25 protein-coding genes are annotated in these 26,876 nt (G+C 70.2%); 15 read left to right on the top strand and 10 right to left on the bottom strand.

Translation table 11 applies throughout. From position 1 onward, the window contains the following. Nucleotides 1-46: 46 nt before the first annotated feature. The 6 genes from MKK69_RS21130 to MKK69_RS21105 all read left to right on the top strand — a co-directional run bounded on the left by MKK69_RS21130 (nucleotide 47) and on the right by MKK69_RS21105 (nucleotide 6,296). The gene (locus tag MKK69_RS21130) at nucleotides 47-841 is read left to right on the top strand and encodes a thymidylate synthase (RefSeq protein WP_243971131.1); all 795 of its coding nucleotides are present in this window, start codon (nucleotides 47-49) and stop codon (nucleotides 839-841) included. Next, entirely contained in the window at nucleotides 838-1,329 is a 492-nt protein-coding gene (locus tag MKK69_RS21125; protein ID WP_243971129.1) for a dihydrofolate reductase, read from the top strand. The genes MKK69_RS21130 and MKK69_RS21125 overlap by 4 nt, the downstream gene beginning before the upstream one ends. Before the next feature lie 373 nt (nucleotides 1,330-1,702). Beyond that, on the top strand, nucleotides 1,703-2,884 hold the full coding sequence (gene hflK / locus MKK69_RS21120) for an FtsH protease activity modulator HflK (protein WP_243971128.1): 1,182 nt from the start codon (nucleotides 1,703-1,705) through the stop codon (nucleotides 2,882-2,884). Further along, nucleotides 2,881-3,846 (top strand): protease modulator HflC, encoded by a 966-nt coding sequence (hflC, locus tag MKK69_RS21115; protein ID WP_243971126.1) that lies wholly within the window; start codon nucleotides 2,881-2,883, stop codon nucleotides 3,844-3,846. The genes hflK and hflC overlap by 4 nt, the downstream gene beginning before the upstream one ends. Before the next feature lie 115 nt (nucleotides 3,847-3,961). Continuing rightward, nucleotides 3,962-5,500 carry a Do family serine endopeptidase gene (locus tag MKK69_RS21110; protein ID WP_243971124.1) on the top strand — a complete coding sequence of 513 codons (1,539 nt, stop codon included), beginning with the start codon at nucleotides 3,962-3,964 and terminating at the stop codon, nucleotides 5,498-5,500. Nucleotides 5,501-5,852: 352 nt separating this feature from the next. Beyond that, on the top strand, nucleotides 5,853-6,296 hold the full coding sequence (locus tag MKK69_RS21105) for a DUF1640 domain-containing protein (RefSeq protein ID WP_243971123.1): 444 nt from the start codon (nucleotides 5,853-5,855) through the stop codon (nucleotides 6,294-6,296). A gap of 4 nt (nucleotides 6,297-6,300) precedes the next feature. Here MKK69_RS21105 and serB read toward each other — a convergent pair whose 3' ends face one another. Next, nucleotides 6,301-7,194: a phosphoserine phosphatase SerB gene (gene serB / locus MKK69_RS21100; protein WP_243971121.1), complete on the bottom strand. Its 894-nt coding sequence runs from the start codon at nucleotides 7,192-7,194 to the stop codon at nucleotides 6,301-6,303. 14 nt (nucleotides 7,195-7,208) lie between these two features. Here serB and miaA point away from each other — a divergent pair, with 14 nt between their 5' ends. Next, nucleotides 7,209-8,123 (top strand): tRNA (adenosine(37)-N6)-dimethylallyltransferase MiaA, encoded by a 915-nt coding sequence (gene miaA / locus MKK69_RS21095; RefSeq protein WP_243971119.1) that lies wholly within the window; start codon nucleotides 7,209-7,211, stop codon nucleotides 8,121-8,123. A gap of 241 nt (nucleotides 8,124-8,364) precedes the next feature. Here miaA and MKK69_RS21090 read toward each other — a convergent pair whose 3' ends face one another. From MKK69_RS21090 to MKK69_RS21080, 3 genes are read right to left on the bottom strand one after another with little or no spacing between them, the layout of a single operon-like run. Further along, nucleotides 8,365-9,234, bottom strand: coding sequence for an NAD(P)-dependent oxidoreductase (locus MKK69_RS21090; RefSeq protein ID WP_243971117.1), 870 nt, complete (start codon nucleotides 9,232-9,234; stop codon nucleotides 8,365-8,367). 53 nt (nucleotides 9,235-9,287) lie between these two features. Beyond that, nucleotides 9,288-10,778: a monocarboxylate uptake permease MctP gene (gene mctP / locus MKK69_RS21085; RefSeq protein WP_243971115.1), complete on the bottom strand. Its 1,491-nt coding sequence runs from the start codon at nucleotides 10,776-10,778 to the stop codon at nucleotides 9,288-9,290. Beyond that, nucleotides 10,768-10,965 (bottom strand): DUF3311 domain-containing protein, encoded by a 198-nt coding sequence (locus tag MKK69_RS21080; protein ID WP_243971113.1) that lies wholly within the window; start codon nucleotides 10,963-10,965, stop codon nucleotides 10,768-10,770. Before MKK69_RS21080 ends, mctP begins: the two co-directional genes overlap by 11 nt. 216 nt (nucleotides 10,966-11,181) lie before the next feature. Here MKK69_RS21080 and MKK69_RS21075 point away from each other — a divergent pair, with 216 nt between their 5' ends. The 7 genes from MKK69_RS21075 to MKK69_RS21045 all read left to right on the top strand — a co-directional run bounded on the left by MKK69_RS21075 (nucleotide 11,182) and on the right by MKK69_RS21045 (nucleotide 18,701). After that, nucleotides 11,182-13,254: a carbon starvation CstA family protein gene (locus MKK69_RS21075; RefSeq protein WP_243971111.1), complete on the top strand. Its 2,073-nt coding sequence runs from the start codon at nucleotides 11,182-11,184 to the stop codon at nucleotides 13,252-13,254. 8 nt (nucleotides 13,255-13,262) lie between these two features. Further along, nucleotides 13,263-13,484 (top strand): YbdD/YjiX family protein, encoded by a 222-nt coding sequence (locus tag MKK69_RS21070; protein WP_243971109.1) that lies wholly within the window; start codon nucleotides 13,263-13,265, stop codon nucleotides 13,482-13,484. Nucleotides 13,485-13,576: 92 nt separating this feature from the next. Beyond that, complete coding sequence (locus tag MKK69_RS21065) at nucleotides 13,577-13,849, top strand: BrnT family toxin (RefSeq protein ID WP_243971107.1); 273 nt, start codon at nucleotides 13,577-13,579, stop codon at nucleotides 13,847-13,849. Beyond that, on the top strand, nucleotides 13,842-14,150 hold the full coding sequence (locus MKK69_RS21060; protein WP_243971105.1) for a BrnA antitoxin family protein: 309 nt from the start codon (nucleotides 13,842-13,844) through the stop codon (nucleotides 14,148-14,150). Before MKK69_RS21065 ends, MKK69_RS21060 begins: the two co-directional genes overlap by 8 nt. Nucleotides 14,151-14,286: 136 nt before the next feature. Beyond that, nucleotides 14,287-14,487 (top strand): DUF3606 domain-containing protein, encoded by a 201-nt coding sequence (locus MKK69_RS21055; RefSeq protein WP_243971104.1) that lies wholly within the window; start codon nucleotides 14,287-14,289, stop codon nucleotides 14,485-14,487. An 84-nt stretch (nucleotides 14,488-14,571) separates the two neighbouring features. Next, nucleotides 14,572-15,006 (top strand): tellurite resistance TerB family protein, encoded by a 435-nt coding sequence (locus MKK69_RS21050; RefSeq protein WP_243971102.1) that lies wholly within the window; start codon nucleotides 14,572-14,574, stop codon nucleotides 15,004-15,006. 395 nt (nucleotides 15,007-15,401) lie between these two features. Further along, nucleotides 15,402-18,701, top strand: a complete 3,300-nt coding sequence (locus MKK69_RS21045) for an efflux RND transporter permease subunit (protein ID WP_243971100.1) — start codon at nucleotides 15,402-15,404, stop codon at nucleotides 18,699-18,701. 275 nt (nucleotides 18,702-18,976) lie between these two features. Here the strand turns inward: MKK69_RS21045 and MKK69_RS21040 are convergent, their stop codons facing one another. The 4 genes from MKK69_RS21040 to MKK69_RS21025 form a co-directional block, all read right to left on the bottom strand. Further along, nucleotides 18,977-19,330 (bottom strand): hypothetical protein, encoded by a 354-nt coding sequence (locus MKK69_RS21040; protein ID WP_409564856.1) that lies wholly within the window; start codon nucleotides 19,328-19,330, stop codon nucleotides 18,977-18,979. Nucleotides 19,331-19,436: 106 nt separating this feature from the next. Then, the gene (locus MKK69_RS21035; protein WP_243971098.1) at nucleotides 19,437-20,114 is read right to left on the bottom strand and encodes a haloacid dehalogenase type II; all 678 of its coding nucleotides are present in this window, start codon (nucleotides 20,112-20,114) and stop codon (nucleotides 19,437-19,439) included. A 71-nt stretch (nucleotides 20,115-20,185) separates the two neighbouring features. Further along, nucleotides 20,186-21,712: a murein biosynthesis integral membrane protein MurJ gene (gene murJ, locus MKK69_RS21030; RefSeq protein ID WP_243971096.1), complete on the bottom strand. Its 1,527-nt coding sequence runs from the start codon at nucleotides 21,710-21,712 to the stop codon at nucleotides 20,186-20,188. 360 nt (nucleotides 21,713-22,072) lie between these two features. Next, complete coding sequence (locus MKK69_RS21025) at nucleotides 22,073-22,672, bottom strand: superoxide dismutase (protein ID WP_243971094.1); 600 nt, start codon at nucleotides 22,670-22,672, stop codon at nucleotides 22,073-22,075. Between the two features lie 268 nt (nucleotides 22,673-22,940). Between MKK69_RS21025 and MKK69_RS21020 the strand changes: the two genes are divergently transcribed. Continuing rightward, nucleotides 22,941-23,810 carry a hypothetical protein gene (locus MKK69_RS21020; RefSeq protein ID WP_243971092.1) on the top strand — a complete coding sequence of 290 codons (870 nt, stop codon included), beginning with the start codon at nucleotides 22,941-22,943 and terminating at the stop codon, nucleotides 23,808-23,810. An 18-nt stretch (nucleotides 23,811-23,828) separates the two neighbouring features. On the opposite strand, the gene MKK69_RS21015 is transcribed toward MKK69_RS21020, so the two are convergent. Together MKK69_RS21015 and MKK69_RS21010 are read right to left on the bottom strand one after the other, a co-directional pair. Continuing rightward, nucleotides 23,829-25,559 carry a sensor histidine kinase gene (locus MKK69_RS21015; RefSeq protein WP_243971090.1) on the bottom strand — a complete coding sequence of 577 codons (1,731 nt, stop codon included), beginning with the start codon at nucleotides 25,557-25,559 and terminating at the stop codon, nucleotides 23,829-23,831. A 364-nt stretch (nucleotides 25,560-25,923) separates the two neighbouring features. Then, nucleotides 25,924-26,700 carry a tRNA (guanine(46)-N(7))-methyltransferase TrmB gene (locus MKK69_RS21010; protein ID WP_243971088.1) on the bottom strand — a complete coding sequence of 259 codons (777 nt, stop codon included), beginning with the start codon at nucleotides 26,698-26,700 and terminating at the stop codon, nucleotides 25,924-25,926. Nucleotides 26,701-26,876 lie beyond the last annotated feature (176 nt).

The raw sequence follows: 26,876 nt of genomic DNA, 5'->3' as shown, positions 1-26,876 counted from the left end.
CGGCGCCGCGCTTGCCGGGCGCCGCGCCGGCGCGCAGGAAGGGCCGATGGACGCTTATCACGACCTGCTCCGGCGCATCCTCGACGCGGGCGCCGCCAAGGACGATCGCACCGGCACCGGCACGCTCTCGGTGTTCGGCCACCAGATGCGCTTCGACCTGTCGGCCGGCTTCCCGCTGGTCACCACCAAGCGTCTGCATCTGCGCTCGATCATCCACGAGCTGCTCTGGTTCCTCACCGGCGACACCAACGTGGCCGCCCTGCGGGCGAACGGCGTGACGATCTGGGACGAGTGGGCGGACGAGGCCGGCGACCTCGGCCCGGTCTACGGCAAGCAGTGGCGCTCCTGGGCGAAGCCCGGCGGCGGCACCGTCGACCAGATCGCCTGGGTGCTGGGCGAGATCCGCCGCAACCCCGACTCCCGCCGCCTGATCGTCTCGGCCTGGAACCCGGCCGACCTCGACCGGATGGCGCTCGCCCCCTGCCACTGCCTGTTCCAGTTCTACGTGAGCGACGGGCGGCTCTCCTGCCAGCTCTACCAGCGGTCGGCCGATGCCTTCCTGGGCGTGCCGTTCAACATCGCGAGCTACGCGCTCCTCACCCACATGATCGCCCAGGTGACCGGCCTCGGCGTCGGCGACTTCGTCCACACCTTCGGCGACGCGCATCTCTACCGGAACCACCTGGAGCAGACCCGCACCCTGCTTGCCCGCGCCCCGCGCCCGCTGCCGCAGCTGCGGCTCAATCCCGAGGTCCGCGACCTGTTCGCCTTCCGGTACGAGGATGTCTCCGTCGCGGGCTACGACCCGCACCCCGCCATCGCCGCCCCGGTGGCGGTATGAGCCCGATCGTCGCGCTGGTGGCGGCCATCGCCCGCAACGGCGTCATCGGCCGCGACAACGGCCTCGCCTGGCATCTCTCCAGCGACCTGAAGCGGTTCAAGGCCCTGACCCTGGGCAAGCCGATGCTGATGGGCCGCAGGACCTGGGACTCGATCGGCCGGCCACTCCCGGGCCGCCGCACGCTGGTGCTCACCCGGGACCGTACCTTCCGGGCGGAGGGCGCCGAGATCGTCCACGATTGGGATTCCGCGCTGGCGGCTGCCGCCGGGCCGGAGCTGATGGTGGTGGGCGGCGCCGAGATCTACGCAATCGCGCTTCCGCGGGCCGATCGGCTCCACCTCACCGAGGTCGCGGCCGATCCGGAGGGCGACGTGCGATTCCCGGATTTCGACCGGGCCCGCTTCCGCGAAACCTTCCGCGAGCAGCACCCGGCGGGCCCCCGCGACGCGCACGCATTCGCGTTCGTCGATTGGAAGCGGGTGCGCTGAGGCGCGCCGCCGCATTTGCCTTTGGCATCGCGCATGCCCACCTGCCAGCCTTGACAGCATGGGGGGCGCGCCCGCAGGTGCCAATCGGGTACGTGCGCTCACCGCAGGCTTGCACATCTTGCGGGACGATGCGCCCGTGCAAGCGCTTAGAGCATCATCCCGAGAGGCGGTTTCCGGCTTTCGGAAAAAGATGATGCAAAACCAAAGACCTACGCGTCGTCCTGGTTCCGATATCCAGGACGATGCGCTAGGCCTGCGAGGGGCCGGATCGCCCGGCCATCCGGGACTAGACGGGCGAGCGTGGCCGTTCAGGCCAAGGGGGGCGCCCGCCGGGATCGGGCCGGGCGCGGACAGGCGGGAGACGACGGCTAGGATGCCTTGGAGCAATCAGAGCGGCGGCGGGGGTCCCTGGGGCCGACCCGGCGGCAACGGCGGCGGCCCCTGGGGCGGCGGCGGCAAGACTCCGCCGAACCTCGAGGACCTGCTCCGCCGTGGGCAGGATCGCCTGCGCGGCCTGATCCCGGGGGGTGGCGGCACCGGCGGTGGCTATAGCGGCGGCGGCTCGACCGGCTTCGGCGGCGGCCGCAGCGCGGCGGTCATCGCGGCGCTCGCCGTCGCGGTCTGGCTCGCGACCGGCTTCTACACCGTCTACCCGCGTCAGGTCGGCATCGAGACGATCTTCGGCCGCTACGTCGGCACCAAGGGCGAGGGCCTGCGCTACAACTTCCCCTACCCGATCGGCGGGGTGGTCAAGCCGGATGTCGGCTCCCAGAACTCGATCCAGATCGGCTTCCGCGCCGGTCCCGGCGGCCAGGGCCGCAACCGCGACGTGCCGGACGAGAGCCTGATCCTGACCGGTGATGAGAACATCGTCGACCTCGACTTCGAGGTGCAGTGGCGGATCAACCCGCTCAAGGCCTCCGACTTCGTGTTCAACCTCCAGAACCCGGAGGGCACCATCAAGGCGATCTCCGAGAGCGCGATGCGCGAGGTGATCGGCCGCCGCAACATCCAGGCGATCCTCACCAACGAGCAGTCGAGCATCGCCCAGGAGGTGAAGGAGATGGTCCAGAAGGCGCTCGACGAGTACGGCGCCGGCGTGCGCATCGAGGTGGTGCAGCTCGTCTCGGTCAACCCGCCGCCGGAGGTGCGTCCCGCCTTCATCGACGTGAACGCCGCCCAGCAGGACGCCGACACGGCGCAGAACGAGGCCAAGACCTACGCCAGCCGCGAAGTGCCGCAGGCCCGGGGCAAGGCGTCCCAGATCTTCCAGCAGGCCGAGGCCTACCGGACCAAGGCGACGGCCGACGCCACCGGCCAAGCGGCCCGGTTCAGCGAGGTCTACGCCTCCTACAAGGCCGCCCCGGCGATCAGCCGCGAGCGGATCTTCCTGGAGACGATGGAGAAGGTCCTGGGCTCCGTGAACAAGGTGATCATCGATCAGAACGGCGCGCAGCCGGGCGGCGCCACCGCGGCCGGGGTCCTGCCCGTGCTGCCGCTCACCGAATTCGGTGCGCGCGCCCAGTCCCCGGCTCAGGCGGGAGCCGCCCGATGAAACAGGCCCTCCGCACCGGCCTGATCGCGGTCGCCGCGATCGTCGCGATCGGGCTCTATGCCTCGATCTTCACCGTCGGCCAGATGCAGCAGGCGCTCGTGCTGCAATTCGGCCGTGTCCGCGCCGTGCTCAACGCCACCGGCGAGGAGAAGCCCGGCCTCTACTTCAAGGTGCCGTTCGTCGAGAACGTCGTGATCTTCGACAAGCGCGTGCTCGACCTCGACCTGCCGGTGCAGACGGTGCTCACCGCCGACCGGCAGAACCTGGAGGTGGACGCCTTCGCCCGCTACCGGATCCTCGATCCGCTGCGCTTCTACCAGGCGGTGGGCAATATCGGGCTGGCCAATCAGCGGCTGGCCAGCTTCACCAATTCAAGCCTGCGCAACGTGCTCGCCCGCTCGACCCGCGACGCCATCGTCAAGACCGAGCGCGGCCAGCTGATGCACAACATCCAGGAGGACGTGAACCGGCAGGCGAAGGCGCTGGGCGTCGAGATCGTCGACCTGCGCATGACCCGCGTCGATCTGCCCGCGCAGAACTCGGCCGCCGTCTACCGGCGGATGAAGACCGAGCGCGAGCGCGAGGCCGCCGACATCCGTGCCAACGGCGACCAGAGCGCCGCCACGATCCGCGCCAAGGCCGAACGCGAGGTCACGGTGATCCTGGCCGAGGCGACGCAGAAGTCCGAGCAGCTGCGCGGCGAGGGCGATGCCGACAAGAACCGCATCCTCGCCGAGGCGTTCGGCAAGGACCCGGACTTCTTCAGCTTCTACCGCTCGATGCAGGCCTACGAGACCGGCCTGAAGGGGTCCGACACGCGGCTGGTGATCAGCCCGAACACGGATTTCTTCCGCTACTTCAGCGATCCGCAGGGCCGGGCGGCGGCCGCAGCGACGCGGGCCCCGCGGGGACCGGCCGATCCGAGCGCCACCACCGGCTCCACCGTCGGGACGGCGCGCTGATCGGACGCGCGTTGGCGCGCGGGCACCGGAAGACTACCTTGCACGTCGATACGCGGGCCCCGATCATCGATCAGGGGCCCGCGACGCTGGAAACGCGGTCTTGAAGAGGTCGATCATGCACCCCGTCGCGCGCGCCCCCGTGGCGCCCTTCGGCCGCGCGAAGGCGCAGCCCCGCTCCCGCACCCGCGCCCTCGTGGCGGCTGTCCTGTTCGGAGCCTCGGTGGCGAGCGCCGCCGTGCCGCGCCCGGCCTTCGCCAAGGGGCCGGCCTCGCTGGCCGACCTCGCCGATCAGGTGACCGACGCGGTGGTGAACATCTCCGCCTCCACCACGGTCGAGGCCCGGGGCGGGCGCGCCATGCCGCAGGTGCCCCCGGGCACCCCGTTCGAGGACCTGTTCGAGGAGTTCTTCAACCGCCGCGGCGGCAAGGGCGGCGAGCGCGGCGACAACGACGCGCCGCGTCAGCAGCGCAAGTCGAACTCCCTCGGCTCGGGCTTCATCATCGACGCGTCCGGGATCGTGGTGACCAACAACCACGTCATCGGCGATGCCAACGACATCCAGGTCATCCTGCACGACGGCACCAAGCTGAAGGCCGAGATCGTCGGCAAGGATTCGAAGATCGACCTCGCGGTGCTGCGGGTGAAGCCTCCGGCCGATCATCCGTTGAAGGCGGTGCCGTTCGGCAATTCCGACACGATGCGGCCCGGCGACTGGGTCATCGCCATCGGCAACCCGTTCGGGCTCGGCGGCTCGGTCTCGGCCGGCATCGTCTCGGCGCGCGGCCGGAACATCGAGTCCGGTCCCTACGACAACTACATCCAGACCGACGCGGCGATCAACAAGGGCAATTCCGGTGGTCCGCTGTTCAACATGGACGGCGAGGTGATCGGCATCAACACGGCGATCCTGTCGCCCACCGGCGGCTCGGTGGGCATCGGCTTCGCGGTCCCGTCGGACACGGCCAAGCCCGTGATCGACCAGCTGCGCGACTTCGGCGAGGTCCGGCGCGGCTGGCTCGGCGTGCGCATCCAGAACGTCGACGACACCACCGCCGAGGCGCTCAATCTCAAGGGCGGTGCCCGGGGCGCCCTCGTGGCCGGCGTCGACGAGAAGGGCCCGGCCAAGACCGCCGGGATCGACGTCGGCGACGTGATCGTGAAGTTCAACGGCGCCCCCGTGAAGGCCTCGGGCGACCTGCCGCGGATCGTCGCCTCGACCCCCGTGGGCCAGAAGGTCGACGTGGTGGTGGTGCGCAAGGGCGAGGAGGTGACCAAGCCCGTCACCCTCGGCCGCCTGGAGGACAGCGACAAGCCGCAGCTCGCCAATCTGCGCCAGCCGGAGCCCGAGAGCGCGACCCGTCAGGCGCTCGGGCTCAACCTGTCCGGCATGACCGACGACCTGCGGAAGAAATACGCCATCAAGGACACCGTGAAGGGCGTGGTCGTCACCCGCGTCGATCCGAACTCGACGGCGGCCGACAAGCGGATCCAGCCCGGCGAGGTGATCGTCGAGGTCGGCCAGGAATCGGTGAATACCCCGGCGGATGTGACGAAGCGGATCGACGCCCTCAAGAAGGACGGGCGCAAGTCGGTGCTGCTCCTCGTGGCCAGCGCCACCGGCGACGTGCGGTTCGTGGCGGTCGGGCTCGAGTAAATCGGCTCCGCATCGAGAGGCCGAAGGCCGTCGCTCCGAAAGGATGCGGCGGCCTTCGCGTTTTCGGGACAAGGCTGGGCGCCTTCAGGGAGAGCCGCTTCGCGGCAAGTCTTGCGCTGGGTCCCGGGTCGCATTCCGCTGGCGCTGCATGCGCCCGGGAAAGGGCCTGACGTTTCATCTTGCCCCGCCCCCCTTTCCCGGACAGGTGGAGCGAAGCGGAACCTGATCCGGGACCCAGCACGGGATGCGCCGCGAAGCGGTTCGACAGGAGCTGGGAGGCCGCATTGACCCGGCGGATCCGTGCAGCACACTGGGGACGTGAGTCGATCCGGCTCGAGCTCTCTCGAACCCCATGACGGCCGTCGCCTTCGACACCCTGAAGTTCGCCCGCGCCCTGCGCGAGAAGGCGAAGCTGTCACCCGAGCAGGCCGAGGGCTTGGCGGATGCGCTGGTCGATGTCTTTGACGGAACCCTCGCGACGAAGGCTGACATCCGCGACGTTCAGGCTGAAATCCAGGCCGTTCGCGGCGATATCGAAGCGCTGAAGATCCAGACCCGCGCCGATATCGAGGCTCTGCGGCTAACGACGCAGGCGGATAGCGAGAATCTCCGCGTTTCCACCAAAGCCGATATCAAGGCTCTCGGCCTCGAGATGAAGGCGGATATCGAAACGACGAAAGGCGCGATTGCCTCTGCCAAGGTGGAGATGGTGCGCTGGATCTTCGGTGCGATCGGCTTTCAGACGGTGGCTCTCCTGGGTGCCGTCGTCACGCTCGCCCGGATCCTCATCCACTGACCCCTCACGCCACGAACTCGGCCGCCCCATACCCCTGCAGGTACAGCAGCGCGGTGAGGTCGCCATGCTCGATCCGGACCCGGGCGGCGGCCGCGACCGCGGGCTTGGCCCGGAAGGCGACACCGAGGCCGGCTTCCGCCAGCATGTCGAGATCGTTGGCGCCGTCGCCGACCGCCAAGGTCTCGGCGGGGCCGAGCCCGAGGGCGTCGCGCAGTTCGATCAGCGCCGCGCGCTTCTCGGCCTTGCCGACGATCGGGTCCTCGACCGTGCCGGTGAGGCGCCCGTCAGCGACGCCGAGCACGTTGGCCCGGTGCGCCTCGAACCCGATCATCCCGGCGATCGGGCCGGTGAACAGGGTGAAGCCCCCCGAGACCAGGCAGGTCCGGGCGCCGTGCGCCCGCATCGTCCGCACCAGCGTCGGGCCGCCCGGGGTCAGGCTGAGCTGATCGGCGATCAGACCGTCCACCGCCGCGACCGGGATATCCTTCAGGAGCGCCACGCGCTCGCGCAGGGCCGGCTCGAAGGCGATCTCGCCGCGCATCGCCCGCTCGGTGATCGCGGCCACGTGGTCCTTGAGGCCGAGGGTGCCTGCGAGTTCGTCGATGCATTCCTGCTCGATCATGGTCGAGTCCATGTCGGCCAGGAACAGGCGCTTGCGGCGGTGCGCGTCGGCGGGCAGCACGGCGAGGTCGATCGGCTCCCCCGCGAACGCCGTCCGCAGCCGCTCCGTGAGGGACGCGGCCGCGGCGGGCTCGGCCGGGACCAGGATCTCGGCCGCGACCTCCCCGTGCAGGATCCGGGGCTGGTGCTCCGTCCACAGCACGGCGCGCGTCTCGGCCAGGACCGCGTCGGTGATGGACGGCCGATCCGGGTTTGCTATCAGGACCGCGACCAGCATCGTGGAGGTTCGCCTTGCCAAACCGGGGGGACGGGGGGCGCCCGGCGGCGATCCTCATCGCAGGGCCCACCGCCTCGGGCAAGTCGGCCCTGGCCGCCCGGCTGGCGCTGCGCCACGGCGGCGTGGTGATCAACACCGATTCCATGCAGGTCTACGCGGACCTGCGCCGCCTCACCGCCCGGCCCGACCCGGACGAGGCCGCCCGGGTGCCCCACCACCTCTACGGCCATGTCGACGGGGCGGTGAACTATTCCGTGGGGCACTTTTCCCGCGACGCGGCGGCGCTGCTCGCGGCGCTCGACGGGCGGTTGCCGGTCTTCGTCGGCGGCACCGGCCTGTACTTCCGGGCGCTGGAGCAGGGCTTTTCGGAGCTGCCGCCCGTGCCCGAGGCGGTGCGCGCGCGGGTGCGGGAGGAGGCCGAGGGGCGCCCCACCGAGGCGCTGCACGCCGACCTCGCCCGGCACGACCCCGAGGGTGCCGCCCGCCTGCGCCCGAGCGACCGGATGCGGGTGATGCGCGCCCTGGAGATCTTTTCTGCCACCGGCCGGCCGATCGCCAGCTTCTACGGCGACCCGGTGCCCGGCCCCCTGGCCGGCTGGAGTCTCAAAAAAATCTTCCTGGCGCCCGATCGCGCGGTGCTGCGCGCCCGAATCGACGCCCGCTTCCGGGCAATGATCGCGGAGGGCGCGCTGGACGAGGTCGCCCGCCTGCGGTCGCGAAGGCTCGATCCGATGCTGCCGGTGATGCGCGCCCATGGCGTGCCGGGCCTGATCGCCCATCTCGACGGGGCGATCGATCTGGAGGCGGCGATCGTCCGGGGGCAGGCGGATACGCGTGCCTACGCCAAGCGCCAGTTCACGTGGTTTCGCCACCAGATGGGGGAGGGCTGGCGGTGGATGGATCCGGAGGCGGCTCAGAGCGAACTGTGAGCTTACCGCATCCCTCCCTCCCCCCTTTGCGGGGGAGGGTGGCCCAATGAGTGCCCTCTGCGTCAGCAGGGGTCGGGAGAGGGGAGCGCGGGCTCCGGAAAAGGCGCGCCTTTCATGAGGGGCAGAGCTTTGTTCTGCGCCGTCGCTCCCCTCTCCCGACCCGCTTCGCGGGCCACCCTCTCCCGCAGAGGGGAGAGGGAGACGCAGCGGGGGCCGGTTTCGCAACGCGCGAAAAGAGCGCTCAGCGCTCCAGCCGGGCCACCAGGCTCGACGTGTCCCAGCGGTTGCCGCCCATGGATTGCACCTCGGCGTAGAACTGGTCGACGAGCGCCGAGACCGGGAGCTTGGCGCCGTTGCGGCGGGCCTCGTCGAGCAGGATGCCGAGATCCTTGCGCATCCAGTCGACCGCGAAGCCGAACTCGAACTGGCCCTGATTCATGGTCTTGCCGCGGTTCTCCATCTGCCAGGAGCCGGCGGCCCCCTTGGAGATCACGTCGAGCACCGCCTCGACGTCGAGGCCGGCGCGCTTGGCGAAGTGGACGCCCTCGGACAGGCCCTGGACCAGGCCGGCGATGCAGATCTGGTTGACCATCTTGGTGAGCTGGCCGGAGCCCACCGGGCCCATCAGCCGGCAGGCCCGGGCGAAGGCGCCGATCGCCCCCTCGACCTTGGCGTAGGTCGCCGGCGCGCCGCCGCACATCACGGTGAGCACGCCGTTCTCGGCGCCGGCCTGGCCACCGGAGACGGGCGCGTCGATGAAGCCCACCCCCTTGGCCTCGGCGGCGGCGGCGAGTTCCCGGGCGACCTCGGCCGAGGCCGTGGTGTGGTCGACGAAGATCGCGCCGGGCTTCATGCCGGCGAGCGCGCCGTCACCGCCCAGCACGACGCTGCGCAGGTCGTCGTCGTTGCCCACGCAGGCGAACACGATCTCGGCGCCCGCGACGGCTTCCCGGGGCGTGGCCGCGGAGGCGCCGCCATAGGTCTTCACCCAGGCCTCCGCCTTGGGGGTCGTGCGGTTGTAGACGGTGACGTCGTGGCCACCCTTTTTGGCGAGGTGGCCGGCCATCGGGCCGCCCATCACGCCGAGGCCCAGGAATGCGACCTTCGCCATTGTGCTCTCCTCAACGTCCGCCGGATCGCTCCGGCGCGATCCCGAACGGTGGCTCAGCGGCCGGCGGCGACGGCCGGGTTCCGGCCCCCGAGGGTCAGCGCCGCGTTGACGATGACAGCCACCACGATGTTCACGGCGAGCGCCAGGAGCCCGGTATAGAGCGTGAGCTTCGCGTCGCCGAAGGTCAGGGTGTGCAGGGGCTTCAGCCCGTCCGACCACGCGATGGCGCTGCCGGCGACGAAGCCCACCGCCCAGCCGGCGAGCAGGGCCAGCGCCCGGAACCACGACATGTAAAGGCCGAAGACCAGGGCCGGCAGGGTCTGCAGGATCCACAGGCCGCCGAGCAATTGCAGATCGAGGGCGAACTGCGTCGGCAGGACCAGGATCGCCACCAGGGCGCCGATCTTGACCAGCATCGAGGTGATCTTGGCGACCTGGGCCTCGCCGGACGGGGTCACGTTCGGGTTGACGTAGGCCTTCCAGACGTTGCGCGAGAACAGGTTGGCGGCGCCGATCGACATCACCGCCGCCGGCACCAGGGCGCCGATGGCGATGGCCGCGAAGGCGAAGCCCGCGAACCAGCCCGGGAACAGGGTCTTGAACAGGACCGGCACCACATCGTTGTTGCTCGCCACCTTGATGCCGGCGGCGTGGCCCATGTAGCCGAGCATCGCCAGCAGCCCGAGGAGCAGCGTGTAGGCCGGCAGCAGCACCGCGTTCTTGCGGATCGTGTTGCCGCCCGAGGAGGCGAAGATGCCGGTCAGCGTGTGCGGGTACATGAAGGCGGCGAGCGCCGAGCCGAGCGCCAGGGAGGCGTAGGGCAGGATCTGCGCCGGGCTGAGCAGCGTGCCGCCCGAGCCCTTGGCCTTGAAGGCGGCGTCGGCCGCGTCGAACACCGCGGCGTAGCCGCCGAGCTTCGACGGCACGATCGCCACCGCCACCAGCACCACGACGTAGATCATGATGTCCTTGACGAAGGCGATCAGCGCCGGGGCCCGCAGGCCCGACGAGTAGGTGTAGAAGGCCAGCACCAGGAAGGCGAGGATCAGCGGGATCTCGCCGTGCAGGCCCAGCGCCTTGATCGCCACCTCCATGCCGATCAGCTGCAGGGCAATGTAGGGCATGGTAGCGACCACGCCCGTGACGGCGACCGCCAGTTCGAGCGCCCGCGAGCCGTAGGTGCCGTACACGACGTCGCCCGCCGTGACGTAGCCCTTGTCCTTGGCGGCCTGCCACAGGACCGGCATCACCGCGAACACGAACGGGTAGACGATGATCGTGTAGGGCAGGGCGAAGAACCCGTAGGCGCCGACAGCATAGACCAGCGCCGGCACTGCGATGACCGTATAGGCGGTGTAGAAGTCGCCGCCGATCAGGAACCACGTGATCCAAGTGCCGAACTTGCGCCCGCCCAGGCCCCATTCGTCGAGATGGGCCAGCGTCTCGGGCCGGCGCCAGCGGGCGGCGACGAAGCCCATCACGGTCACGAGCACGAAGAAGAAGAGGAAGACCGACAGGGCCGGGATATCGAGATCAGCGGTCATCGCGCACGGCCCGGTAGACGACGTAGAGGATCAGGGAGGTCAGCGGCACCCAGGCCAGCTGGTACCAATAGAAGAACGGGAAGCCGAACAGCATCGGATCGCGCTGGTTGTAGAACGGCACCCACAGGAGCCCCAGGAAGGGCAGCAGCAGGAGCCACATCAGCGGCGAGCGGCGTCGGGATTCCATGGTTCGGCCCGGTCGAGGAAAACGGCTCGGCGACGGATATCCGCCGTTACACGCGGCGGTCATCGTGCGGTCTGACGCGCTGCATCACAGTTCAGATCGCTTGCGTCAACGGGAGGCCGATAGGATAAACCGGACCTGTCGCACGGGATCAACGAATCCCGGCCGGCGGCTCCCCGGAGCCGCCCGAGCCCGAGGCGGCGTTCTGGGAGGAACGACATGGGTACGGCGCTCGGCAGGCAACTCCGCGACCATGGGCCCTGGGCCCTGGTGGGCGCGCTCGGTGCCGCGGCTCTGGCGATCGTGGCGACCCAGCGGGGCGAGACGATCAACGCCCTCTGGATCGTGGTCGCCGCGGTCTGCGTCTATCTGATCGCCTATCGCTACTATTCCAAGTTCATCGCCGAGAAGGTGATGCGCCTCGACCCGAAGCGCGTGACCCCGGCGGTGCGCCACAATGACGGGCTCGACTACGTCCCCACCAACCGCGGCGTGCTGTTCGGCCATCATTTCGCGGCGATCGCGGGGGCGGGCCCGCTGGTCGGTCCGGTGCTGGCCGCCCAGATGGGCTACCTGCCCGGCATGCTCTGGATCCTGGCGGGCGTCGTGCTGGCCGGCGCCGTGCAGGACTTCATGGTCCTGTTCGTGTCGATGCGCCGGGACGGCCGGTCGCTCGGCGAGCTGATCCGGGCCGAGCTCGGCACCGTGCCGGGCATCATCGCCCTGTTCGGCACCTTCCTGATCATGGTGATCCTGCTCGCCGTGCTGGCGCTGATCGTCGTCAAGGCGCTGGCCGAGAGCCCGTGGGGTACCTTCACGGTGATGTCGACGATCCCGATCGCCATGCTGATGGGGGTCTATGCGCGCTATCTCCGCCCCGGCCGGATCGGCGAGGTCTCGATCCTCGGCTTCGTCCTCTTGATGCTGGCGATCCTGGCCGGCGGCTCCGTGGCGGCGAGCCCGGTCTGGGGGCCGGCCTTCACCTTCACGGGCCCGCAGCTCTGCTGGATGCTGATCGGCTACGGCTTCGTCGCCTCGATCCTGCCGGTCTGGCTGCTGCTCGCCCCGCGCGACTACCTGTCGACCTTCCTCAAGATCGGCACCATCGTGGGTCTGGCGCTCGGCATCGCCGTCGTGGCGCCGCACGTGCAGATGCCGGCGGTGACCAAGTTCGTGGACGGCACCGGCCCGGTCTGGGCGGGCAGCCTGTTCCCGTTCCTGTTCATCACCATTGCGTGCGGCGCGGTCTCGGGCTTCCACGCCCTGATCGCGTCGGGCACCACCCCGAAGCTGATCGCCAGCGAGGCCGATGCCCGCTTCATCGGCTATGGCGGCATGCTGATGGAATCCTTCGTGGCGATCATGGCCCTGGTCTCGGCCTGCGTGATCGACCCGGGCGTGTACTTCACCATGAATTCGCCGGCCGCCCTCGTCGGCACCACCCCAGAGACCGCGGCGGCCGCCGTCACCAAGCTCGGCTTTACCACGATGCCCGACATCATCACCCAGACCGCCGCCGATGTCGGCGAGCGCACGATCATCTCCCGGGCCGGCGGCGCGCCGACGCTGGCGGTCGGCATGGCCCACATCATCTCCTCGGCGATCGGCGGCAAGGCGATGATGGCCTTCTGGTACCATTTCGCGATCCTGTTCGAGGCCCTGTTCATCCTCACGGCCGTGGATGCCGGCACCCGGGCCTGCCGGTTCATGGTGCAGGATCTCGTGGCGCTCGCCGTGCCGTCGTTCAAGAACACCACGTCCTGGGGGCCGAGCATCGCGGCCACCGCCATCTCGGTCGGGGCCTGGGGCTACTTCCTGTACCAGGGGGTCACAGACCCGCTCGGTGGCATCAACACCCTGTGGCCGCTGTTCGGCATCTCGAACCAGATGCTGGCCGCGGTGGCGCTGACGCTGTGCACCGTGGTGATCTTCAAGATGAAGCGCGAGCGCTACGCGTTCGTGACCATCCTGCCGACCGCGTGGCTGTGCCTGTGCACCCTCACGGCCGGCTGGCAGAAGATCATGTCCGCCGACCCTAAGATCGGGTTCCTGGCCCATGCCGAGCGCTACGCGGCCGCCGCCGCGGACGGCAAGATCCTGGCCCCGGCCAAGACCGCCGACCAGATGAGCCAGATCATCCTCAACGACCGGATCGACGCGGTGCTGGCGGCCCTGTTCATCGGCCTCGTCGTCGCCATCGCGGGGTTCGGCATCGCCGCCTGCCTCAAGGCGTGGCGCGCCGACCGCTGGACCGCCAGCGAGACCGAGCCGCGCCTGGCCGCGGCGGAGTAGGGCGCGTCATGCTGCAGCAGCCAAACCTGCGGGATCGCCTCCGGACGCTGTCCAAATGCGTCTGCGACGGCGCCCGGCTGATGGTCGGGCAGGGGGACTACGCGGCCTATGCCGAGCACCTCCGCCGCACCCATCCGGACCGGGCGCCGATGACCGAAGTCGAGTTTTTTCGCAATCGCGAGAACGCCCGCTTCGGGGTTGGGAATACCTCCGGCTTCCGCTGCTGTTGAAGACGGCGGAGAGCCGCAATCTCTCAACAGGCGATCGCAAATTGTATCTACGATCAGATTGACCAATCGCGGTTCGGATCGTAGATCTCGGCATGCGCGTCGTCTGGGATGAGCGGAAGCGGGAGATCAATTTCGCAAAGCACGGCCTCGACTTCGCGGATGCCCGCGACCGCTTTCTGTTTGAGGATTCGGTGATCGTGCCGTCTTATCCCGCGCGGGACGGCAGAGCCCGCTTCGTGGCGATAGGCGTGCTGGACGGGCTCCTCGTTGCGGCGGTGATGGCCCCGCTGGGATCGGAGGCGCTGTCGCTCATCAGTTTGCGTCCGGCGAGCCGTGCGGAACGGAGGATCTACGAGAATGCCTAAGCTCGACCTGCCGCCGATCACCGATGCGGAGGAGGCTCGGATCCAGGCCGGCATCGCCGCCGATCCGGACAGCCCCGAGGTCACCGCCGAACAGGCGCGTGACGCGCGTCCCTTCGCCGAGGCGTTCCCCGAACTGGCCGCCACCTTGCGCCGGTCCCGCGGACCGCAGAAGGCGGCGACCAAGCAGCTCGTGAGCCTGCGGCTCGATGCCGAGACCGTCGAGGCCTTCAAGGCCACGGGACCGGGCTGGCAGATCCGGATGAACGACGCCCTGCGGGCGGCCGCGCGGTCGCTGACGTAAGCGTGATCGCCGGCTTCGCGGGCGCGGCTCGCAACGGTCGAAACACGCGCGTCTGCCGTCGTCGGACCCGATCCGGCCCGGCCGGCGTTCTCCACGCCGGAGGGCCGGCCGGCCCTCGCGAGACGCGGAAGGGCCGATGACCGACGAGCGTGCACAGGATCAGACGGAGCCCCGGGCCGTGAACGTCGCCCATGCCTGGGAGCGGGCCTATTGGGCGCGCCGGTTCATGGTGCCGGTGGAGCGGGTCGAGGCCGCGGTGGCGGCGGTGGGCGACGGTCCGGCCCGCGTGGCGGCCCATCTCGGGCGGGACTGGCCCGGCCACGAGCCCGCCATCTGAGGCGCCCATCCCCGGGACAAGCTCGGCCGGAGCTTGACTCGGCGGCCACAATATCCGCCATCTCCGGTCCCACGGGAGGTCGGCATGAGCATTTTCCAGGACGCCATCCTTCGGTTCGGCCGCACGATCATGTCGTATGCGGGCGACGCGGTCTTCCTGCAGGCCGCGGTCTCCTCCGCGGCCAACGTCATCGTGGCGGACGGGGACGTGGCCGAGGAGGAGATCGAGTCGGCGATCACCGGGATCCGCGCCAACCCGATCCTCGAGAAATCCTACGACACCCTGCGGGTCGAGCAGGAACTCTACGAGGCGATCGCCCGGGCCAAGACCCGGGCCGGCCGGCTCGAGAACCTGCGCCTCGTGGCCGCCATCGCCGAGCGGCCGATCGAGCAGCGCCAGGACGTGTTCCTGATCGGCGCCGACGTGGCCGATATCGACGGGATCAGCACAGTCGAGCACACGTCGCTCGACGAGATCGCCGCCGCCCTGCACGTCGACAAGTCCGCGCTGCTGCGGTGAAGGCTTCCAGGCGCGGGTGAGCCGTTTCGGTTCGTCGGAGGGGCGAGATCGCCTTCGGCCCGACGCTGGTCGATCGCGCACGCAAGCACCGGACGCGCTCGCCGGCGTCCTGGCCCGCAAGATCGTGCCGGTGGCGGCGCGGGACCCGATCCGGGCGCCGGGGCTCGACGGCCCGTCCGATCGGCGCTGACGGCGATCTGCCGGGCCGTGAAGGCGCCGGAGCGTCGCTCCGCGGCCTAGGCTGGGCCCGGTCGCGGGGCGGATGCGGAAGGCACCCCTGCGGCGAAGCCGCACGCTTTTTGCCTGGCCGGACATGATAGCGAATCAATTCGGGTGTCCGATGTACCGGCACGCGATGCGAAGAATCCGGCCCGGTGCCGGCCGGCGGAGACCGCATGGGCCTCGTCCTCTACGCCCTCAAGTTCCGGATCACGACCTACGTGCTCGCGGTGCTGATGATGCTCGGCGGCGTCGGCGCGATCCTCGTCACGCCCAAGGACGTGCTGCCGGTCGTCGATATCCCGGTCGTCGTGGTGGTCTGGACCTATACCGGCCTGTCCGCGCCGGAGATGGAACAGCGCATCACCACCTATGCCGAGTACGGCATCTCCAACAACGTCAACAACATCCGCCGCATGGAGTCGACGACGCTCCAGGGCACGGCGGTGCAGCGGATCTACTTCGACCCCTCGGTCAGCATCGATCTCGCCATCGCCCAGGTGGTCTCCTCGACCAACTCGATCCGCGCGGTGATGCCCACCGGCACCCAGCCGCCGGTGATCGTGCGCTACTCCGCCTCCTCGGTGCCGGTGATCCAGCTCGCCTTGACCTCGGCCAAGCAGAGCCTGAACGAGGTCTACGACTACGCCCAGTACCGGATCCGCCAGACCCTCGCGCAGGTCCCGGGCTCGACCCTGCCGTCGCCGTTCGGTGGAGCGCCGCGGCAGATCATGGTCGATCTCGACCTCAACGCCCTCCAGGCGCTCGGCCTGACGCCGCTCGACGTCACCAACGCCATGACGGCCCAGAACCTGACGGTCCCGTCGGGGCTCACCAAGATCGGCGAGCAGCAATATCCGGTCCAGCTCAACGCCACCCCGCCCTCGATCGAGACCCTCAACCTCGCGCCGATCAAGGTGGTGGCCGGCCAGCCCGTGCTGATGCGCGACGTCGCCTACGTCCGCGACGGCGGGCCGCCGCAGGTCAACGTGGTCAGCGCCGACGGCCAGCAGGCCGTGCTGATGCAGGTGATCAAGAACGGCAACGCCTCGACGCTCAACGTCGTCAACAACGTCAAGGCGGCGATGCCGACGATCCGGGCGGCCGCGCCCGAGGGGCTCTCGGTCAAGCAGCTGTTCGACCAGTCGGTCTTCGTCTCGAACGCCATCGAGGGCGTGCTCCACGAGGCCCTGACCGCAGCCGCCCTGACGGGGCTCGCGATCCTGCTGTTCCTCGGCTCCTGGCGCTCGACGATCATCGTGCTGATCTCGATCCCGCTCTGCGTGATGACCTCGCTGGCCGTGCTGGCCGCCCTCGGCGAGACCATCAACGTGATGACCCTGGGCGGGCTCGCGCTCGCGGTCGGCATCCTGGTGGACGACGCCACGGTGGCGATCGAGAACACCTACCGGCTGTTCGAGGAGGGTGAGGAGTTCCGCGAGAGCGTGGTCCACGGCGCCGCCGGCATCGCCAAGCCGGCGCTGATCTCGACCCTGTCGATCTGCGCGGCCTTCACGGCGGTCTTCGCCCTCACCGACACGCCGAAATACCTGTTCACCCCGCAGGCGCTCGCGGTGGTGTTCGCGATGCTGACCTCCTACCTGCTGTCGCGGACCCTGGTGCCGCTCATGATCGACGTGATCGTGGCGCCGGAATACCGCCAGAACCACGCCAAGGACCGGGACAAGGACCGGGACGAGAACCGGGAGGCGCCGGCCCGGCGCGGCCGCATCGCCTGGGCCGTCGGCCTCGTCGGCGCCCCGCTGATGCGGCTGTTCGGCGGCATCCATGCCGGCTTCGAGCGCGGCTTCACGCGGTTCCACCGGGGCTATGTCGGCCTGCTGCACGCGGTGCTGGGCCACCGGATCGTCACGCTGGGCGTCGTCGGCGTCGTGCTGGCGATGACCGGGGCTTTGTTCGTCTTCGTCGGGCAGGATTACTTCCCGCAGATCGAGGCGAGCCAGATGACCATGCATCTGCGCACGCGCACCGGCATGCGCATCGAGACCACCCGGCAGGTCTTCGCCCAGGTCGAGGACACGGTCCGGGCGGTGATCCCGCCGGACGAGATCGATCAGATCCTCCAGAACATCGGCCTGCCGTCGAACAACTACAACTTCGCCTTCTCGGACGGTTCGTTCGTGTCCTACAACGACGGGCAGATGCTGGTCAGCCTGAAGGAGGGCCACGGCTCGGTGGCGGGCTACACGAAGCGCCTGCGCGAGGTGCTGATGAAGCGCTTCCCCGACGTGACCGTCTATTTCCAGCCGGCCGACATGATCACCCAGATCCTGAACTTCGGCGTCATCACCCCGATCGACGTGCAGGTCTCCGGCCGGCACCCGGAGAAGGACCTGGAGGTCGCCCAGCGCATCGTCCAGCGGCTGAAGCACACCAAGGGCCTCGTCGACGTCCATCTGCAGCAGATCGTCAACGAGCCGCAATTCTACGTCGACGTCGACCGGCGCCTCGCCTCCGAACTCGGGCTCACCGAGCAGCAGGTGGCGCAGAACATGAACATCTCCCTGTCGGGCAGCTACCAGGTGACGCCGAACTTCTGGCCCGATCCCAAGACCGGCATCCCGTATCAGCTCTGGGTGCAGACGCCCGAATACCGCAACGCCTCGCTCACCGACCTGCGCAACACGCCGATGTTCGTGCGCGCCGCCGCGACTTCGAGCTCGGGTCCGGGGGTGCTGACGCTGCTCTCCAGCCTCGCGGACCTGCGCCGGACGCCGACGCAGACCATGATCAGCCACGTCAACATCCAGCCGACCTTCGACATCTACGCGGCGGTCCAGGATCGCGACCTCGGCTCGGTCGCCCGCGACATCGATGCGGTCGTCCAGGACGAGCAGAAAAATCTGGAGGCGCCCGACAGGATCGCGGTCCGCGGCCAGATCGAGAACATGCGCTCGGCCTTCTTCCGCCTCGAGCTCGGCCTCGGCGTCGCGCTGATCGCCGTCTACCTGCTGATGGCGGTGAACTATCAGACCTGGGGTGACCCGTTCGTGGTCATCGCCGCCCTGCCGATGGCGTTCTGCGGCATCACCTTCGCGCTGTTCGTCACCGGCACCGCCTTCTCGATCCCGTCGATCTTCGGGGCGATCATGTCGGTGGGCATCGCCTCGGCGAACTCGATCCTGCTCGTCACCTTCGCCAAGGAGCACCGGGAGGCCACGGGCTGCAGCGCCCTGGAGGCGGCGATCACCGCGGGCGAGACCCGGCTGCGGCCGGTGCTGATGACCGCCTCGGCGATGTTCTTGGGATTGATCCCGATGGCGCTCGGTACCGGAGAGGGCGGCGAGCAGAACGCCGCGCTGGCCCGGGCCGTGATGGGCGGCATCGCCTTCGCCACCCCGGCGACCCTGCTGCTGGTGCCGTTCCTCTACGTGCTGATGCGCGGCGGCCCGGCCCAGCCGGTGCAGGATTACCTCGGGGCGGATCACCGGACCGAGGGCCAGGCCGCGGCCTGACGCGCGGAAGCGCACGGCCCTCCCGCCTGCGGGCGACGGACGACACAGGGTTCGACCGTCGCCGTGATCATGCCATGGGCGCAGAAGGCGCAGGTCCCCTCTCAGGAGCGGGAGAGGGGACCGGTCGCGGCCTGCAACAGGGCCGGTGCCTCAAACCTGTGTCGCCCGTAGCTCAGCGAGGGAGACGCTCCCGGGGCTGGCCGTTGCCCGCATCCGGAAGCGATCTGTGACCGCCACAGCCCTGCGCAAGAGACAGGACGCCGGGTCGGCGGGACCTACTCGCAGACCTCGACGCGGCGATAGGTGAACTCGCCGTCGCCGAGCCATTCCTTGCGGCGCTCGTAGTGGCAGATCGGGCCGCGGCGCTCGCGGATCACGACGGGCTCGGGCTCCTCGACCACGACGCGGCGCGGGCGGTACTCCGGCGGCGGCGGGGGCGGGTTCGCGCCATTGATGAGGGCGCTCCCGACCACGCCGCCGACCACGCCGGCCGCGAGGCCGCCGACGATGGCGCCGGTCTGGTCGCGGGCGGTGGCCGGGGCGACGGCCCCGAGAACCAGGGTCGCGGCAAGGGCGGCGGCCCCGGCGCGGATCATCGTGAAGGAACCGTTGAAGGACACGCGCAACATCTCCCGTTCGTGTTGGGGATGATCCAACACCGGGAGGATTAAAAATCCCCGAAGCGGCCCAATTCGATCGTGTGCCAGGGAAACGGATCGGTCCGGCCGGACGGAGTCAGAGCAGCCCGTCGAGGCTCTCGACCACGACGGCCGGCGCGAGATCGGCGTACTCGTCCGGCAGCCCCTTGCGGTTGATCCAGGCCGTCCGGAATCCGAAGGCGCGGGCCCCGGCCACATCCCACCGGTTCGAGGAGCAGAACAGGACGTCGCCCTCCCCGACCGCCATGCGCGTCAGGGCGCTGCGGTAGGCGTCGGGATGGGTCTTGAACACCTGCGCGTCGTCCACCGACAGGACCGCGTCGAGGTGGTCGGCGAGCCCCGCCGAGGCAACGGCCCGGTCGACCATCGCGGCGTTGCCGTTGGTGAGGATCGCGGTACGGATCCCGCGCTTGCGCAGGGCCGCCAGGACGCCCGGCACCTCCGGATAGGCGTCGAGGTCGCGGTAGGCGTCGAGCAGCCGCTCGCGCAGGCCGGGATCGACCCCGGGATGGAGCGCCAGGGCATGGTCGAGGGCCTGTACGGTCAGGTCCCAGAAGGCCGCGTAGCGGCCCATGAGCGACAGGGTCCAGCTGTATTCGAGCTGCTTGTTGCGCCAGACCTCGGAGAGGTGGGCCGCGTCCGGTCCCACCGCGGCGGCGTAGCGCTGGACCGCGGCGTTGACGTCGAACAGCGTGCCGTAGGCGTCGAACAGGACGGCCTTCACGCCCGCGAGCAGGTCCTTGGCGTCGGTCATGGCGGTCCTCACTGGGTGCTCTTTCCCGATCTGGGGCCGGGACGCCCGATGGCGAGCCCGACGCGGTCCGCTCAGGCCCGGCGCAGGCGCAGGCCGAACAGGTGCAGCAGGCCCGCCAGCAGCCCGCCATAGACGACGGCCCCGGCCAGCCCCAGCAGCGCCAGGACGGCGAGCTCACGCCCGTGCGGCAGGGCCGGCACCAGCGTCTGGGCGAGCCCTTCGCCATAGACCGCGACGGCCGCCAGGCCCAGGCAGGCGAGCGCGACCCCGGCGACGGTGAGGCCCAGGGTCCGCCCCGGCGCCGTCCAGTTCCGGCGCCTGGCCAGGACGAGGAGCAGCACCAGGTTCACCCATTGGCTGACCGCGGTGGCCAGCGCCAGCCCGGTGACGCCGTAGGGGCCGGTGAGCCAGAGCTTCAGGGCGACGTTGACCAGGATCGCCGTGAGCGAGGCCCAGAGCGGGGTCTTGGTGTCCTGCCGGGCGTAGAAGCTCGCCACCGCGCTGCGCACCAGCACCACGGCCGGCAGCGCGAAGCCGTAGGCGGCGAGCACCGCGGCGGCCCGGGCGGCATCCTCCGCGCTGAAGGCGCCGCGCTGGAACAGGGCCGCCATGATCAGGCCCGGGATGGTCAGGAACGCCACGGTGAACGGCGCCGACAGGGCCAGGGAGAACCCCGCCGCCCGGTTCTGGGCCGCGTGGGCGCCGGCGACGTCCCCGGCGGCGATCCGCCGGCTCATCTCGGGCAGGAGCACGGTGCCGGCCGCGATGGCGATGACCCCGAAGGGGAGCTGGTAGAGCCGGTCGGCGTAGTAGAGCGCCGAGACCGCCCCGGTGGGCAGCCAGCTGGCGATGATCGTGTCGGCGAAGGCCGCGATCTGGAAGCCGGCGGAGCCGATCACCGCCGGCCCGAGCACCGCGAAGAACCGCTTCAGCGCCGGATCGGCCCGCGGCACCGCGAGGTCGGGCATCACCCGGGCCCGGCGGCAGCCCCACCAGAGCAGGCCGAACTGGAGCACCCCCGAGACGGCGACGCCCCAGGCGGCCGCGTAGGCGGCGTTCGGGAACAAAGCGCTCAACCCCAGGGCGGCCAGCATGGCGAGGTTGAGCAGGATCGGCGCCCCGGCCGCCACGGCGAAATGCCGGTGGGCGTTGAGGATGCCCGACAGCAGCGTCACCAGGGTCATGAACAGCAGGTACGGGAAGGTGATGCGGGTCAGCGCCACCGCGAGCTGGAAGCGCGCGCCGTCCTCCGCGAAGCCCGGCGCCAGGGCGCGCACCACCCAGGGCATCGCCGGCAGGGCGAGGTTCAGCAGCACGAGCTGCACGATCAGCATCAGGGTGAAGACCCGGTCGGCGAAGCGATGCGCTTCCCCCGGGGCGCCCGCCTCCGCGAGCCCGGCATAGGCCGGCACGAAGGCGGTGTTGAACGCCCCCTCGCTGAAGATCGCGCGGAAATGATTGGGCAGCCGGAACGCCACCACGAAGGCGTCGGTCATCGGGCCGGCGCCCATCACGGCGGCCATCACCACGTCGCGGGCGAAGCCGGTGACGCGCGAGACCAGGGTCCAGCCGCCGACCGAGAGGATGGAGCGGATCATGGGCGGGGATGCCGCCGGGACGGCTGCCGTAGCAGACTGCCGGAAGCACCCGACGTTGAAGAATAGGAGTGACCGGCTCCGTGCCTCTCCCTCCCCCCGCAAAGGGGGGAGGGGGTGAAGCCGGAAGCGTCGCGCAACAAAGGAATGGCCGAACCTTTTTTCACCGGGTCATCCGGCGTCGGGCGCATCAAGAGCCGGTTTCATCCGTCACCTCAAGGGTGCCGCGGACACAGGGCCCACGGCAGCCGCTCAAGCGCTCTCCGCCGAAGTGGATACCGGTTCGGCGCACGAGAGCGCGTCACACCAAGGGCTTGGAGCCGCGCACGATTGCGACGCGATCGGGCACGGCTCCAAGCCGCCTCAGGCGTGCGCCTCGGCGTACATCTTCTCCACGTGCTCCCAGTTCACGAGGTTCTCGATGAACGCCTTGAGATAGTCGGGCCGGCGGTTGCGGTAGTCGATGTAGTAGGAGTGCTCCCATACGTCGACGCCGAGGATCGGCTTGGCGCCGTGGACCAGCGGGTTCTCGCCGTTGGGGGTCTTCATGATCGCGAGCTTGCCGTCCTTGACGGCGAGCCACGCCCAGCCCGAGCCGAACTGGCCGATGCCCGCCTGGATGAAGTCCGCCTTGAACTTCTCCGCACCGCCCAGATCCTCGTCGATCTTCTTGGCGAGCGCGCCCGGGATGGCGCCGCCGCCGTTGGGCTTCATCCACTGCCAGAAGTGGATGTGGTTGTAGTGCTGGCCGGCATTGTTGAAGAGCGGCTGATTGGTGTTGTAGGCGGCCTTGACGATCTCCTCGACGCTCTTGCCCTGGAGATCGGTGCCCTCGAGCAGCTTGTTGCCCGTGTCGACATAGGCCTTGTGGTGCTTGTCGTGGTGGAACTCGAGGGTTTCCTTCGACATGTACGGCCCGAGCGCGTCGTAGGCGTAGGGCAGTTCCGGCAGGGTGAAGGTCATCGCGTCTGTCTCCGCTTGGCAGGGGGCAGCCTCGGTCCCGGCGGGGGCGCCCGAGTCGAGAGACCGCTAGGTAAGTCGGGGGCCGCGCGAGGGCAACGCCGGGCGCGGTCGTGCGGGCGCGAAGTTCCGGGATCGCGGACCGCCGGGCGGCGGCGGAGTCCGGTATCCCGGGGGACATCGCCGTATGGTTTTGCAATATGACGGCCAGGCCTTACTGTAGGCCACGCCTTGAGCGCCGGCTGGGAGCCGGCACGTGCCAGAGAGTATCATGATCGCTGCGCTGTTCGCGCTCGCCGCCGCCATGATCATCGGCGGCTGCGCCGCCGTGATCCAGGGCTTCCCCTATGTGCGTCTGGAGAGCGGCCTCGCGATGGTGATCGCGGGCTCGGTGGCGGCCTCGTCGGGGGCCGTCCTGCTGGGGCTCGGCGTGCTCGCCCTCGCCTTCCGGCGCGTCGCGCGGGCGATCGAGCAGGCCCCGGCATCCGGGGTGCGGGACACCGCCGCCGCCTCCACCGAGGAGGGCCGGATCCGGCCGCCGCCGCTCATGCCCACCGCCCCGGCCTTCATCGTGCCGTCGGTGGTCGAGCCGCCCTTCGATCCGGAACGTTCCCGGATCGCGCCGAGTCTGGACGTCCGGACGGACGCGGAGCCCGCACCGGCCCCGCCGCCGATCGAGCCGCCGACCCGGGCCGAGCCGATGCCCGCCGCGCCGCCATCCCTGGCGCGGGCGCCGATCCTCCAGCCCAAGCCTGACGGGCTCAAGCTCGATGGGCTCAAGCCGGACGTGCCCAGGCCGGATGTGCCCAGGCCAGACGTGTCCAGATCCGAGACGCCCCCGCCCGCGCCCGTGACCGCCCCCGAGGACGACCTGTTCGCCGCGCCCGAGGCTCCTGCCGAACCGGAGCCGTCCCTGCGTCCGAGCCTCGACACGGTGCCCGAACCCGCGCCGCCCGCCCCGAAGCCGGACGCGCGCACCGTGGTCGGGCGCTACGCCTCCGGCGGCAACACCTACGTGATGTTCGAGAACGGATCGATCGAGGCGGAGACGCCGCAGGGCCGTTTCACCTTCGCGTCCCTCGATGAGCTGAAGGCCTTCGTGGACAATGGCGGCGAGTCCGGGACGCGGGGCGCGGCCTGAGGGGCCGCCGCGGGCGGGTCACACCAACGGGTTGAGGCTGTCGTTGCGCGGCGGGATCGGGGCGCGCATGGTCAGGGAGAAGCCGCCGGGGGCATAGTCGGTCACCACCTCGGCCTGGACCTGCGTGATCAGCACCCGCTGCAGCAGGCGCGACCCGAAGCCCTGGCGGCTCGGCGGCGCGACCCGGGGACCGCCGGTCTCCCGCCAGGAGAAGCGCAGGATGCCGGCCGGGCCGCCGGGCTCCAGCGACCATTCCACAGCGACCCGCCCGGTGCGGTTGGAGAGCGCCCCGTACTTGGCGGCGTTGGTGGTCAGTTCGTGGATCGCCATCCCGATCGGCACGGCGACCTCGGAGGGCAGGTCGATCGCCGGTCCTTCGAGGCTGATGCGGCCCTCGGCGCCGTCCTCCTGCGCCACTTCGGCGTAGGGCTTCAGCTCGTTGAGCAGGAGGTTGGCCAGGGACGCCGTCTGCCACGTGTCCTCGGTGAGCACCGAATGGGTGTGGGCCAGCGATTTGATGCGCCCGACGAAGGCCTCGTAGAAGCTCTCGATGCTCGACGCCGTCCGCGCCGTGGAGCCGACGATGGCCTGGACGGTGGCCAGGGTGTTCTTCACCCGGTGGTGCAGTTCGCGGATCAGCAGGCTCTGGCGTTCCTCGGCGATGCGCCGGTCGGTCACGTCGGCGACCACGCCGATCAGGCGCCGCGGCAGCCGGCCGGGGGCGTCGCGCTCGAACCGGCCGGCCATGTCGATCGTGCGCCACACGCCGTCCGACTTGCGCCGGATGCGGCCGCCGATCTGCAGGATCCCGTCCTCCCGCAGGGCCCGGGAGATCGCCTTGCGCACCGCCGGGCGGTCCTCCGGATGGAGGATGTCGTTGAGGAACTCGGCCTTGCCGATGGTGCCGTCCTCGGGCGCATGCCCGAAGATCTCGTACATGTGCTCGTTCTCCCAGATCGCCTGATCCTCGAGCATGTGCCACTCGAAGATCCCGAGCTTGGCGATCGTGGTCGCGACCCTCAGGCGCTGGTCGCGGGACAGGATCTCGTCCCGGGCCTCGACCCGGGTGGTGATGTCCTGGATGATCCCGACCATGCTGGCGGGCGTGCCGTCGGGGCCCGGCACGGCCTGCCCGCGGACCCGCAGGATCACCGTGCGCCCCGCCACCGTCGTGGGGGTGTCGAACTGGTAAGGCTCGCCGGCCGCGCTCGCCTCCGCGATGATCGCGCTCAGGCGGACCAGTTCCGTCTCGGACAGGCCGGTCTTCAGCGCGTCCCACGACACGGAGCGGCCCGGCGGGCGGCCCAGGATCCGCGCGGCCCGGCGCGACAGGGTGAGCAGGCCCGTCGCCCGCTCCCAGCGCCATTCCCCGAGGCCGGCCGCGGCCAGTGCCTCGCGGTTCGCCTCGGAATGGGCGGCCACGTCCACGTCGACGGCCTCGACCACGAGGGTATGGCCGGTGCGGCGCACCCGCACGTCGAGGGGGCTGTCATCCGCGCGCCGCCAGTACTGGAGGCCGGCCCGAAGACTCCCGGGCCCCTCGGTTCCCGACCCTTCCCCGAGCAGCGCGGCGGCCGACTGCCCGGGCAGCGTGCCCGGCGCCCAGCCGACCAGGTCGTGCAGCGTCCGGTTGGCGGCGACGATCACGGTCTCGTCCGCCGACAGCACGAGGAGGCCGATCGCGGCCTCCTCGAAGCCGATGCGATACGGGTCGTCCGCCGCCGAGCCCTGCCCCACCCGCTCACTCACTTGAACGAATCCTCGACCGCGCCCTGGCGCGCTCCCGCAGGGGGAAGGCCCCGCGCCTGGCGCGAGCCGCGACCGCACTTCAGGATGGCGCCCGAGCCTGGCCGTGGCAAGGTGTCCTCCGGGAATGCGGCGCGCGATCCCCGCGGGCCCGCCGCCGCGGAAGGTGGTTCGGTGCGTGACCGCACGCCAGGCCGTTTCCTAGCACATCGTACCGGATATCCGAACCGGCACGACGCGCTAACTTTTTGAACGATCTCGTTTTTTCCCGATAGCCGGCAGCCCTCTTTCGGGACGATGCCCCAGAGCCGTTCCGGACCGCGTTGCCATCGCGAACGGCCCTAAGTCCTTGATTCTCCGCGCTCGCCTACGCCGAACCGGTCTCCGCTCCGGCGGCGAGCGCCTGAGAGCCGCGCGGCAGGCGGGCAAATTCCAGGTAGGTCGGCCGCCGGCCCGCTTCCAGCGCCTTGGCCTCGTAGCGGGTGCCGGGCCAGCCCGGAAAGGGCCGCGTCCAGTCCGACGCAGCCCGCGCCGTCCAGGTCAGGACCGGGCAGCGCGCGGCCCGGACCAGGGTCCAGCCGGCATAATCGTCGATATCGCTGGCGAAGCGGAACAGGCCGCCATCCTTCAGGACACGGCCGATCTCGGCGAGGGAGCCGTCCGAGACGAAGCGGCGCTTGCGCTGGCGGCGCTTCGGCCAGGGATCGGGATAGAGCAGGTAGACCCGATCCAGGCAGGCATCCGGCAGGCGCGCCAGCAGCGCGGTCACGTCCGCATCGCGGATGCGGACGTTGCGCAGGGACCGCGCCTCGATCGCGGCGAGCAGCTTCACCACGCCGTTGACGAAGGGCTCGGCCCCGATGATGCCGATGCCGGGATGGGCTTCGGCCTGCGCGGCGAGGTGCTCGCCGCCGCCGAACCCGATCTCCAGCCAGACCGCCTCCGGGTCGCCGCCGAGGGCCGGGAACAGCGTGCGCGGATCGAGCGGCCCGTTCTCCGGCGGCAGGTCGACCCGCAGGGCGGGAAGCAGGTCGGCGAGCCGCCGCTCCTGCTGACCGCGCAGGCGCTTGCCCTTGCGGCGCCCGAAGAAGGCACGCTCCGGCTCTCCGGCCTCGCGACCGGGCCCTCCGTTCAGGTCAGACATCGGTTTCCAACGCGTCGTCCGGCCCCGGCCAGGACGGGTTTCAAAGGGGCGCGCGGCCTCGAAGCAGGGCTCTGCCCGGCACCCGCAAAAGGTCCCGGACCTTATGAAACCAGCCCTCAGAAAAACGCCAGCGCACCGTCTCCGATCCGGGACGGTGCGCTGGCGGATGCGTCGGC

Origin of the sequence: Methylobacterium sp. J-026, from assembly GCF_022829585.1 — a bacterium.
Classification (GTDB): Bacteria; Pseudomonadota; Alphaproteobacteria; order Rhizobiales; family Beijerinckiaceae; genus Methylobacterium.
This window is presented reverse-complemented; position numbering and strand designations above follow the sequence as displayed.